Annotated in this window: 9 protein-coding genes; 4 read left to right on the plus strand and 5 right to left on the minus strand. The window is 68.4% G+C overall.

Annotated features, from left to right (window positions below):
* The 3 genes from GBZ26_RS20825 to GBZ26_RS20835 all read left to right on the plus strand — a co-directional run.
* On the plus strand, positions 1-639 hold a 639-nt coding region (locus GBZ26_RS20825; protein ID WP_211104873.1), incomplete at its 5' end, for a hypothetical protein.
* A gap of 308 nt (positions 640-947) precedes the next feature.
* Positions 948-1,424, plus strand: a complete 477-nt coding sequence (gene bfr, locus GBZ26_RS20830; RefSeq protein WP_035671636.1) for a bacterioferritin — start codon at positions 948-950, stop codon at positions 1,422-1,424.
* Between the two features lie 166 nt (positions 1,425-1,590).
* On the plus strand, positions 1,591-1,863 hold the full coding sequence (locus GBZ26_RS20835; protein ID WP_174440482.1) for a hypothetical protein: 273 nt from the start codon (positions 1,591-1,593) through the stop codon (positions 1,861-1,863).
* A gap of 97 nt (positions 1,864-1,960) precedes the next feature.
* Here the strand turns inward: GBZ26_RS20835 and GBZ26_RS20840 are convergent, their stop codons facing one another.
* From GBZ26_RS20840 to hisS, 3 genes are all read right to left on the minus strand, one after another.
* The gene (locus GBZ26_RS20840; protein ID WP_174440483.1) at positions 1,961-4,987 is read right to left on the minus strand and encodes a transglycosylase domain-containing protein; all 3,027 of its coding nucleotides are present in this window, start codon (positions 4,985-4,987) and stop codon (positions 1,961-1,963) included.
* A 217-nt stretch (positions 4,988-5,204) separates the two neighbouring features.
* On the minus strand, positions 5,205-7,130 hold the full coding sequence (locus GBZ26_RS20845) for a tetratricopeptide repeat protein (protein WP_174440484.1): 1,926 nt from the start codon (positions 7,128-7,130) through the stop codon (positions 5,205-5,207).
* A gap of 24 nt (positions 7,131-7,154) precedes the next feature.
* A complete protein-coding gene (gene hisS, locus GBZ26_RS20850) occupies positions 7,155-8,504 on the minus strand; it encodes a histidine--tRNA ligase (protein WP_174440485.1) in 1,350 nt (449 codons plus the stop codon).
* A gap of 165 nt (positions 8,505-8,669) precedes the next feature.
* On the opposite strand from hisS, the gene pyrC reads away from it, so the two are divergent.
* Positions 8,670-9,725, plus strand: a complete 1,056-nt coding sequence (gene pyrC / locus GBZ26_RS20855) for a dihydroorotase (RefSeq protein ID WP_174440486.1) — start codon at positions 8,670-8,672, stop codon at positions 9,723-9,725.
* 28 nt (positions 9,726-9,753) lie between these two features.
* Here pyrC and GBZ26_RS20860 read toward each other — a convergent pair whose 3' ends face one another.
* Both GBZ26_RS20860 and GBZ26_RS20865 read right to left on the minus strand, forming a co-directional pair.
* Entirely contained in the window at positions 9,754-10,623 is an 870-nt protein-coding gene (locus GBZ26_RS20860; protein WP_174440487.1) for an ion transporter, read from the minus strand.
* Between the two features lie 155 nt (positions 10,624-10,778).
* Positions 10,779-11,276: exodeoxyribonuclease VII large subunit (locus tag GBZ26_RS20865; RefSeq protein ID WP_282184338.1), on the minus strand; the 498-nt coding region annotated here is incomplete at its 5' end.

Raw genomic sequence — 11,276 nt, forward strand, 5'->3', positions numbered from 1 at the left:
ACTTGGACGGGGGCGGTGGTGGGTTGGGGCTTGCTTCGTGGTGTGACGATGTCCGGTTTGATGACGCTTGCGGCGTCGTGCCAGACGATGGGTTACAACACGGGGGAGCGGGTACAGCTCGATTGCGAGCGCTCGCCGATCCAGTCCAGCTGGAGCAACGTCTACACGCCGACCCGGACAAAGTGCTTTCGAGCCACGTCGGAAAGCGCAGACCTCATCAGCGTCGTCCATGCCCGGTCCTTCGAAATTCCAGGCGGCTATGCCAACGTCCTTTATCAGGACACGGGGCACAACACGTACATCGTCCAGCAGAGCGTGCAGGATGTTGTCCGCCGGCATGGAGAGATGTTCAAGGGCGCTTCGGGTTGGGGAGAACCGAGAACCGAAAATTTCGCCGGGAAGGACTATCAGATGCAGGACTTTGCCTTGCGTGGCAAGTCCTGCACGGCGTTCCTGTTGGCTGGCCCTTTGGCAGCTTATTTCGCCGGCCATCGGAGCAGAGCATTCGGATACGCCTGTGCCAACCGGTTGGATCGGGAACTGGTGGAGCGGCTGCTGACGTCTTTCACCTACGATGTTTCCCGTACGGAGAACGCCCCGGTCAAGCCAATGCGGTCGGAGAAGAAGAAAGGAACCTGACGCTTTTTTCCCCGCTCGGGTCGGTGGCCCGCTCACAAACGGCCACGATTCGCGAGTGCGGTGTCGCTGGTTGGGTCAAAAAGAAAATCTCCAAGAATTGGCGGTGTGAACCCTCCTCGGAAAGCATGATGACCATATGAATGACAGTCCGATGTGAGATTCACTCTCAGTGTCATCGGAATATTTAGCAAAAGCTGATGCGATTGCTCTGGCTTTTGCTTTTCAGTCGGTTGCCAAGCCACCACAAATGGGGCATGGTCATTCCAGAAACGTCGCGATTCGACAAACAAACCGCATGGAGGCAGGGCGTGAAGGGCGATCCGCAGGTCATCACCCATTTGAACAAGATCCTGACCAACGAACTGACGGCGATCAACCAGTACTTCCTGCATGCCCGCATGCTGAAGAACTGGGGCCTGAAGCGCATTGCGCACAAGATCTACGAAGAATCCATCGACGAGATGAAGCACGCCGACAAGATGATCGAGCGCATCCTGTTCCTGGAAGGCCTTCCCAACCTTCAGGACCTGGGCAAGCTGATGATCGGTGAGGACGTGCCGGAAATGCTCGGCAACGATCTGAAGGTGGAGCACAAGGCCCGCACCGACCTGATCGACGCCATCACCCTGTGCGAGCAGGTCCGCGACTACGAGACCCGCGCGCAGCTCACCGAACTGCTGGACGACACCGAAGAACACATCGACTGGATCGAGACGCAGCTCGACCTGATCCAGCGTGTGGGCATCGTCGCCTACCAGCAGGAGCAGATCTACGGCGAGAGCTGAGCCGCTCGAAGCCGTTCAGGGCCGATTGGAGGGGCGTGGCTGCGCGCCGCGCCCCTTTTGCGTTTCCCCTTTTTCGCAGAATGTCGGGGCGGTGCCGGCAACGCCTTGTTAACCATGTTGCCGTAACTTGCGGGTTTCCGCTTCAGTTTGTACGGGAACCGCCATCATGCTCCCCATCACGTCCTTGCAGGTTGACGACCTGACGCCGGAGGAGACCGCCGCCGTCGCGCATGCCTATCTGGCGGCGCTGGACGGCAACAATCTGGATCAGGGCGACCTGGATCAGGGCGATCATGAGAGCGCCTTCGATCGGGCGCTGGAGACGCTGCGCGGTTACCGTCCCGGCCTGCCGCTGAACGTCGCGGCGGCGGAGCTGGAACTGCTGCTGGCCTCCCTGCCGGCCGCCGTCGCCGTCCCGCAGGAGTCCGCCCTGGCGTAAGGCGCGCCCGGCCGTCGTCTCCCCGGTTCATCAGAAAGGCCCGCTCCGGTTTCCCGGAGCGGGCCTTTTCGTTGCCGGGTCGGCGCCGTCCGGCCGGCTACAGCCCCGTTTGCGGCTTGCCGGTGTCGGCCGTCTTGGTCACGCCGGGGTCGATGAGGGGTTGCAGCGCCGGGGCGATGCTCTTCAGCAGCTGGGCGGGCAGGGCGCTGGTGAAGCGGTAGTTGTCGGCCTCCGGGCCATGGACGAAGGCCGTCATGGTGCCGAAGAAGCGGTCGCCGATGTAGAAGGCGAAGGTCGCCGTCCGGTTCACCGCCCGCGACTCGATCAGGTGCCCGCCGGGGCCGTAGCGGTCCAGCCGGTGGTCGCCCGTGCCGGTCTTGCCGCCGATCGGGATGATCGCTCCCGAGGAGTCCTTGAAGGAGCCCCAGACCCGCTTGGCCGTGCCGTTCTGCGCCACGTCCATCAGCGCCTTGCGCAGGGTGGCCGCGACCTCCGCCTTCATCACGCGCTGGCCGCGCAGCTCGCCCAGGCCGACGATGGCCTCGTAGGGCGTGCCGGCGGCGAAATGCAGCTTGCGCACGCGCACGGTCGGCTGGCGCACCCCGTCGTTCTGGATGATGCCGACCAGCTCGGCCAGCGCCGCCGGGCGGTCGGCGGAGCTGCCGATGGCCGTGGCGAAGGACGGGACGAGCGTTTCGAAGGGGTAGCCCAGCTTGCGCCACTGCTCGGTGATGCGCTGGAAGGCTTCCTCCTCCAGCCCGATGCGGATGCGGGTGTTCTGGGCCGACTGCCCCTTCTTGAACAGCCAGCGGTAGCTCTCCTGGCGCTCCTGCACGCTGGCCTCCAGCACCTCCTGCCGCTTGGCGTCCGGGCGCTTCTGCAGATAGGAGACCAGCCACAGCTCCAGCGGATGGACGCGCGCCAGATAGCCGAGGTCGTTCAGCGGGAACTTGTCCGGCCCGTATTTGCCGTAGAGCGACGCGATGTCGCCGTCGTCCAGCTTGGCGTCGGGCAGGCGGGCGCGCAGGAAGGCGCCGAACTCCTTCACCCCGGCCTGCGGGCGGACGGTGCGGAAGATCACCGACAGGCGGTGCGGCATCGGCCGCGACCGGGCGGCCAGCATGTTCAGCATCGCGTCCGGCGTGTGCTTCCGGTAGCTGTTGTAGAAGCGGTTCAGGAAGTCGCTGCCTTCCTTGTCGGCGAAGCGGGCGAGATAGGCCTGGCGGGCGGGGTGGTCGGGATTGTGCAGGATGTCGGTGCTGTCGTCGCCGCCTTCGGACAGATAGAACTGCACGACGTCGCGCATCATGCGGATGAAGGGCAGGTTGACCGAATTGCGCAGCGACTCGGTCACGGTCAGGATGCTGCCGTTGTCCTTGGCGTTGAAGTTCACGAAGCTGTGCAGCCCGCCGCCGGTGAAGAAGGCCTCGCCGGGGTTCGCCGAATAGCGGCGCTCCATGGCGGCGTCGAGCATGGCGCCCAATCCACGGTTGCTTGAGGTTGACAGCCAGTTCGCCGCCCAGCGCGTCAGGTTGTCGGACGCCTCCTCCTCCACGTCGGCGAGGAAGTCCTTGGGCAGGTGGGCGTAACGGGTGTGCAGCTCCGCCACGATCTCCAGGTAGGTGGCCAGCGTGCGCAGCTTCGCCGTGGAACCGAGGTCGAGCTTGGCGCCCTCGTTGATGTCCAGCGGCTGGTCGAGGTTGTCGGCCTGGACGCGCAGGTAGTTGGCGTCCGGCCCGCGCTCGTAGAGGGTGACCGAGTAGATGATCTTGGACAGGTCGCTGCCCTTGGTGTCGAGCAGACGTTCGCCGGTCAGCCCCATCTGCGCGGCGAAGGCCGGGTCGCCCAGCTTCGCCAGGACCTCGACCACCCGCTGCTGCGCCGGGGCGTCGAGCGTCGATTCGGCGGTCAGGTCGATGCGGTCGAGCTGGTAGAGGCTGGACACGCCCAGCATGGAGAGAAGCCGGGCGCGGATGGCGTTGGGGGCCTTCTGCTCCACGAAATTGGCGGTCTGGGCCTGCGGCGGGTCCTCGCGGAACTTCAGCGTCAGGCCAAGGGCGGCGTCGCGCAGCGCGGTGTCGATCACGCCCGCGTTGTGCAGCACGCGCAGGTGGCTGTCGGCCAGCCGCTCCAGCGCCTGCCGGTCCTGGATCAAGTAATGGGAGGGGCGGCGCTGGGCGAGCAGAAGGCTCAGCACCTGCTTGTAGGCCAGCGCCTTCAACTGCAGGGCGCGGGCGTCGGCGGGCTCCTCCGACAGCACCTTCTCGGCGATGGCGAGGTCGGTGCCGAACCAGGCCCACAGCCCATCGCCCAGCCCGTTCACCTCGCCGAAGCCGGGGCGTCCGGTCAGCGGTGTGGAGTTCAGATAGTCGATCAGGATGCGGCGGCGGTGGGCGCCGGTGTCCTCGCCGTCCAGATAGGCGCGGGTGCTGGCCGAGATCATCTGGCGCAGCTTTTCCGTGGCGCCGCTGGTCTGGCCGTCGGGAGAGTGGCGGTACTTCTCGATCTGCGTCGCCAGGGTCGAGCCGCCGGGGGAGCGTTGGCCGGGCTTGACCCACTGCACCGGCAGCATCGCCACGGCGCCGGCGAAGCGGTCCCACTCGACGGCGGGGTTGCGCCGCGGCTCGTCGGTGTTCAGCAGCTCGCGGTTCTCGATGAACAGCAGCGTGGCGGCAACCAGCGGCGGCACGTCCTCGAACTTGGCGAAGACCCGCTCCGGGTAGCGGGCGGAGAACAGCGCGGTGCCGTTGCGGTCGAGCAGGGTCAGGCCGGCGCGCGTCTTCTCGTGGTAGATCGGGAAGCCGCCGGCGGCCATGAACTGGTCGAGCGTCGGCGAGAGATGCGCCTGCATCTCCACCGCGTACATGTCCGAGGTCAGCGAGCGCAGGTAGCCGGGCAGCCCGACATAGCCCATCCGCTCGTTGTAGGGCCCCTGGGTGGGGTGGCGCGCGGCGGGGTTCGGCCCCTCGCTCAGCGTGTAGGTCATGTCCTTGGCGTAGCCGGCGAGCAGGCGGGCCTGCAACCGCGACGTGCGCATCTCCTCCTGCGCCAGGAGGGCGCCGCCACCCAGCGTCGCCGCCAGCGTCACACCCCAGATCGCGCGTCGCACCCACAACCGTGTCATGTCCGGCTCCAGCCATGACCGCGGGCGACGCCCGCGAATTGGTTAAAATGCTCGGTAAACTGGCCGAGCGATAGGACCGGAATGTAGAGGCGCCTTGGTTAACAACCGGTGTAATCCCTTGCCCTTCGGGTGTGCGAGTCCGCCCCGAAATCGGTGTAACTCAAAATCGTAGCGGACCGTTGCGCCAGCGCCACGGATGCGCCCAGTGGTTGTGTGGTTAAGAGGTGTGACCGTGCGCCGCCACGAAATCCGTTAACGCCGTGCGCAGGCGGGCGACCACGCCGGACCAGTCGCCGGAGCGGTCCTGGCCGAACACCCGCATGGTCGGGTACCAGGGATTCGCCTCCCGGTTGCCCAGCCAGCGCCAGCAGGCGTCGGCGCGCGACAGCGTCCAGGTCGGTCGTCCCAACCCGCCCGCGAGGTGGCAGACGGAGGTGTCCACCGTGATGACGAGGTCCAGCGTCTCGGCCAGCGCCGCCGTATCGGCGAAGTCGCGGACGCCGCCCATGGGGTCGGCGATGTCCATCCCCACCGGGGCCTCGGCCAGTTGCGCCGCGCCCGGCCCCATCTGCAGGCTGACGAAGCGCGCCCCCGTCACATCGGCCAGGGGGGCCAGCGCGGCCAGCGGCAGGCTGCGCCGCCGGTCGATCGGGCTGGGCACCCCGCGCGCCGTGCGCGGCGACCCGGCCCAGACCAGCCCGACGCGCGGACGCCCGTCCGCGGGCATCCGGGCGCGCCACGCCGCAACGTCGGCGGGATCGGCGCTCAGATAGGGCATCGTGGCCGGGATGCTGTCCAGATCCGTTCCGAAGACGCGGGGCAGGCTCATCATCGGGATGTGCAGGTCGAAGGCCGGAAGCTCGTCACCCCAGGCGATGGCGGCGGACACGCCGTCCACCCGCTCCATCAGGCGGACCAGGGCGGGGGAGCAGCCGATGATCACCCGCGCGCCCCGTTCGGCCAGCAACGGCGCGTAGCGAACGAATTGCAAGGTGTCACCGAGTCCCTGTTCGGCGTAGAGCAGGATGGTCCGGCCCGCCACATCCTCCGCCCCGGTCCATTGCGGCTGGGGGAAGCTCCGGTGCACGGGGTCGAGCTGCCGGGTCTCCCACCGCCACTCGAACTCCTCCCACCCTTCACGGAACTGGCCGGAGGCGAGCAGGGCGACGGCGAGCGCCAGATGCGCTTCCGCGTCGGCGGGGGCGAGGCGGATGGCCTCCCGCCCGGCGGCGATGGCCTCGTCGCGGCGACCCTCGTGCAGCAGAAGGGACAGGCGGTTGCGGTGGAAGGCGGCCCGCTCCGGAGCGATGCGCGCCGCCCGCCCGCACTGGCGCAGCGCCTCCGCGACGCGGACGGTCTGCTCCAGCAGCGGCACCATGTTGCCGTAGGCGTCGGCGTTGCCGGGGTCGAGCGCCACCGCCCGGCGCCCGGCCCGTTCCGCCTCGTCGAAACGGCCCAGCGTGACCAGGAGATGGAGAAGGTTGGTCTGCGCCTCGGCCAGCGTGGGATCGAGCCGCAGCGCCTTGGTCAGCGCCTCCACGGCGCCCTCCGGGTCGCCCGTCTGGGCCAGCGCGGCGCCGAGCATGCGGTGGGCCTCGGCCCGCTGCAGGGCGAGAGTGCGCGCCTTGCGGAAGGCGTCGGTGGCGCTTGCCCAGTCGGCGGCGCTGTAGAGCAGCAGGCCGGCCCGCTCGAACGCCTCGGCCAGCGGCTCGCTGTCGGTGGCGGCGCTGGCCGTCAGGGCGCGGGTCAGAGCGCGGAATGCGGCGGGACCGTCGCCGGCCTCGATCAGAGCGCCGCCCAGGGCGAACCAGTCACCGGCGCCGTCGGGTTGCAGGACCAGGAGGTTGCGGAAGGCGGCGGCGGCCCGCGCCGCCCCGTCCGGTGTGCCCAGCGCCATCAGCGCCTTGCCGAGATTGCCGTGGATGTCGGCGGCGAGCGGCAGGAGGGCCGCCGCCTTGCCGATCATCGTCACCCCGTCCGCCAGCGCGCCGGTCTGGGCCGCCAGCAGCCCGGCGAAATGCAGGGCGTGGGGGTTGTCCGGGTCCACCGCCAGGATGCGGCCGTAGAGCTGCCGCGCCTCCTCCAGCCGCCCGGACAGATGATGTTCGAGCGCGAGGTTCAGGGCTTCGGCGACGGTGGCCATGGGCGGGGCCTTCTGTGGTGGGGGCTATGCCCCCAGCAGTTCCTTCGCCTTGGCGGCGAGGTCGGCCAGCGGGACTTCGACCTGCTCGCCCTTCACCAGATGCTTCAGCGTCGCCGTGCCGCGGGCCTTCTCGTCGGAGCCCATCAGGACGACCAGCGGGATGCCCGCCTTGTCGGCGTATTTCATCTGCTTGGCGAGCTTGCCGCCGTCGAGCTGGATTTCCGTGTTGAGGCCCGCCGCCCGCAGCGCCGTCGCCAGGCCGTAATAGTCGGCGGACAGGGCCGGGTCCATCTGCGTCACCAGGACCTGGGCGGTCGCCCCGCCGTCCTTGATGATGCCGGCTTCCATGAGCTGGTAGAACAGCCGCGTCGCGCCGATGGAGATGCCCACACCCGGCAGCTTCGACTTGGTGTAGTGGCTGGCGAGGTTGTCGTAGCGTCCGCCGGAGCAGACGCTGCCGATCCCCGGATGGTCGTTCAGGAAGGTCTCGTAGACCGTGCCGGTGTAGTAGTCGAGGCCGCGCGCGATGGCGAGGTTGATGCGCACGATGCCGTCCGGCACCTGGAGGGCCTTCAGCCCCTCGACGACGGTGGTCAGCTCCGCCACGCCCTGGCGGAAGGTCTCGTTTTCGATGCCCAGCGCGCCCAGCGCGGCGAGCGTCTCCTCGTTCGTGCCCTTGGCGTCGATCAGGGACAGGATCTTTTCCGCGGCGTCGGCGGCCATGCCGAGGCCGGTCAGGCTGTCGCGCACCTTGTCGCGGCCGATCTTGTCCAGCTTGTCGATCTCGCGCAGGACCAGGACGCGCTTCTCCGCGTCGTCCACGCCCAGCCCGTCGAGCAGGCCGAGCAGGACCTTGCGGTTGTTCACGTTGATGGTGAAGCCGCCGAAGTCCAGCTCCGTGAAGACGTGGTAGATGACCGCCGGGATCTCCGCGTCGTAATGGGCGGACAGGCTGTCCTTGCCGATCACGTCGATGTCGCATTGGTAGAATTCGCGGAAGCGCCCGCGCTGCGCCCGCTCCCCGCGGTAGACGCGCTGGATCTGGTAGCGGCGGAAGGGGAAGGCGAGGTCGCGCTCATGCTCCGCCACGTAGCGGGCGAGCGGCACCGTCAGGTCGAAGCGCAGCGCGATGTCCGGCTTGTTCCCCTGCTGGAGGGCGCCGGTGGACTGCACGAAATAGACCTGCTTCTCGGTCTCGCCGCCGGATTTGGTCAGCAGGGTGTCCACCGTCTCGAACACCGGGGTTTCCACCGGCACGAAGCCGAACCGCTCGTAGCCGCGGCGGATGGTGTCGAGCAGACGCTGGAAGGCCACCTGCTGGCGCGGCAGCAGCTCCATCGTTCCGGGCGGGGTGCGGGGGGTGATCAGGCTCATCGCGCGGGTCCGGCTTCGAATGTCCCTAGGGATTCGGCTAGGGTTCTAGCGGCTTTCGCCGGTCCCGTCACCATTGCAGTGGCCGGATACCGCCCGGATACCGTTGAGTGGGGGGCCGTAAGGGGCTAGAACTCCGGCAAACTTCCTTCCGCGCCCGGAGCCGCCATGCCCACCGACCGTCTCGTCCTCCGCCGTCCCGACGACTGGCATGTGCATCTGCGCGACGGTGCCATGCTGAAGGCGGTGCTGCCCTTCACCGCTCATCAGTTCGGCCGCGCCATCATCATGCCGAACCTGAAGCCGCCGGTGACCCGGACCGCCGACGCCGTGGCCTACCGGGAGCGCATCCTGGCCGCCCTGCCGGAGGGCCATGCCTTCACGCCGCTGATGACCGCCTATCTGACCGACGGCACCGACGCCGACGATCTGGCCCAGGGCTTCGAGGACGGCGTGTTCGCCGCCGCCAAACTCTACCCGGCCAACGCCACCACCAACAGCGCCCACGGGGTGACCGACCTCGGCAAGATCGCCCCGGTGCTGGAGCGCATGGCGGAGATCGGCATGCCGCTGCTGATCCACGGCGAGGTGACCGACTCCCATGTCGACATCTTCGACCGCGAGGCGGTGTTCCTGGAGCGCATCCTCGGCCCGCTGCTGGAGCGCTACGCGGCGCTGCGCGTGGTGCTGGAGCACGCGACCACCGCGGAGGCCGTGGCCTTCGTGCGTGAGCACGCCGCCTCGGGCCGGGTGGGGGCGACGATCACCGCGCATCACCTGCTGATCAACCGCAGCCACCTGTTCGCCGGCGGCATCCGCCCGCACCTCTACTGCCTGCCCATCGCCAAGCGCGAGACGCACCGGGTGGCGCTGGTCGAGGCGGCGACCTCGGGCGAGGGGCCGTTCTTCCTGGGCACCGACACCGCCCCGCACACGGTGACCGCGAAGGAGAGCGCCTGCGGCTGCGCCGGCTGCTTCACCGCCGCCAACGCCATGGAACTCTACGCCGAGGCCTTCGAGGAGGCGGGGGCGCTGGACAAGCTGGAGGCCTTCGCCAGCCTGAACGGCCCGCGCTTCTACGGCCTGCCGGCCAACGAGGACAAGGTGGTTCTGGAGCGCACGCCGTCCACCGCCCCGGACATCGTGCTGACCGCCGACGGCGAGGCCGTGCTGCCCTTCCGCAGCGGCGAGACGACCCGCTGGACCTTCGCCGGCGCCGCCTGAGGTTGATTTTCGATGCTGGCGCCGGCGATCAGTCGCCGGCGTCGGACAGGGCCGGAAGGGGAGTCCGGCCCGCTTGGCGCTGGTCGTCCAGCGTCAGGCGCAGCGCGGCGACCTCCGCGCGCAGGCTCCGCAACTCCTCCACCACATGGTGGGATTCACTGAGAATGGCATCGCCGACCTCCTTGCTGTCCTGATCCTGCAGGGATTGCAGCGCGTTCACGATCACCGCGACGAACAGGTTCAGCATCGTGAAGGTGGCGGCCAGGATGAAGGGCAGGAAGAAGGCCCAGGCGTAGGGATAGACCTCCATCACCGGACGCACGATGCCCATCGACCAGCTTTCCAGCGTCATGATCTGGAACAGCGAATAGAGCGACGCGCCCAGCGTGCCGAACCAGTCCGGGAAGTCCGCGCCGAACAGCTTGGTCGCCATCACCCCGGCCACGTAGAACAGCAGGAACTGCAGCAGGACGATCATCGCCAGCCCGGGCAGCGAGGACACCAGGGCGTGGACGATCATCCGCAGCCGCGGCATGACGGTGACGAGGCGGAAGACGCGCAGCACGCGCAGGGTGCGCAGAACCATGATTTCCGGACCGACCGGGGCCAGCGTGATCGCAACCACCACGAAGTCGAACAGGTTCCAGCCGTCCCGGAAGAAGGCGCGCCCCTGGTGGCCGATGCGCAGGGCCAGTTCCGCCGTGAAGGCGATCAGGATCACGGTGTCGAGCGCACTGAGCAACGGCCCGATGGCGTCCGACACCGTGGAGGACGTGTCCAGCCCCAGCACGACGGCGTTCAGCAGGATCAATCCGAAGATGGCCTTCTGGCCTTGCTCGCTTTCGATCCAGGCTCCGGCCCGCGCCAACGGGCCGGTCGAAACGCCGCCTTGCTCCATGTCCTTCCCCTCCGCTATCGCCGGGCATCGGACCGGCGGCGCACCACTATAAGTGATGCAGGGAGGGGGCTTGCGGTGGAAATGCCCATGCCGTCCGGCAGTCCGCTCCAGTCCGGTGCTCCGGAATGGAGCAAATCCAGGGTGGGGCCGATGGATTAGAACAGGCTCCCCTGGGTCGGCGGGCGGTTCGGCTTCTTCGGCTCCGCCTTCGGCCGGGCGCTCCTGGGCTTAGGCTCCGGGGCGGCAGGGGGTGGACCATCGACCCGCGGCCCGCCGTCCACCGTCGCGGCGGCCCGGCCATCGGCGAAGACCAGCGACACCGCCAGACCCGGCGTGGCCTGGGCGGCCCTGGTCAGCGGCTTGCCGTCGCCGGATTGCACCAGCGCGAAGCCGCGCTCCAGCACGCCCTTGTAGGAGTAGCTTTCCAAAAGCTGCCCCACCGCGGTCAGCCTCGTCGCGCGCTCCTCCACCGCCTTGCCGTAGCTGCGGTCCAGGCGCGGCGTCAGGTCGGCCAACCGCCGGCTGCCGTCGCCGAACTTCACCCGGATCGGGCCGAGCGTCAGCCGCCCGCTCACCCGCTCATACTGGCCCCGCGCGGCGACGACGGCGTGGCGCAGCGCGCCGTCGAGCGCGCGGGACTCCGAGGCCAGCCG

Source organism: Azospirillum formosense, assembly GCF_013340925.1.
GTDB lineage: Bacteria > Pseudomonadota > Alphaproteobacteria > Azospirillales > Azospirillaceae > Azospirillum > Azospirillum formosense.

What these genes read in the sequence shown, in the direction of transcription:
- hisS (WP_174440485.1), bottom strand. Translation starts at nt 8,504, where the DNA reads ATGAGCCTGATCACCCCCCGCACCCCGCCCGGAACGATGGAGCTGCTG.
- GBZ26_RS20835 (WP_174440482.1), top strand. Translation starts at nt 1,591, where the DNA reads ATGCTCCCCATCACGTCCTTGCAGGTTGACGACCTGACGCCGGAGGAG.
- GBZ26_RS20860 (WP_174440487.1), bottom strand. Translation starts at nt 10,623, where the DNA reads ATGGAGCAAGGCGGCGTTTCGACCGGCCCGTTGGCGCGGGCCGGAGCC.
- GBZ26_RS20840 (WP_174440483.1), bottom strand. Translation starts at nt 4,987, where the DNA reads ATGACACGGTTGTGGGTGCGACGCGCGATCTGGGGTGTGACGCTGGCG.
- GBZ26_RS20845 (WP_174440484.1), bottom strand. Translation starts at nt 7,130, where the DNA reads ATGGCCACCGTCGCCGAAGCCCTGAACCTCGCGCTCGAACATCATCTG.
- pyrC (WP_174440486.1), top strand. Translation starts at nt 8,670, where the DNA reads ATGCCCACCGACCGTCTCGTCCTCCGCCGTCCCGACGACTGGCATGTG.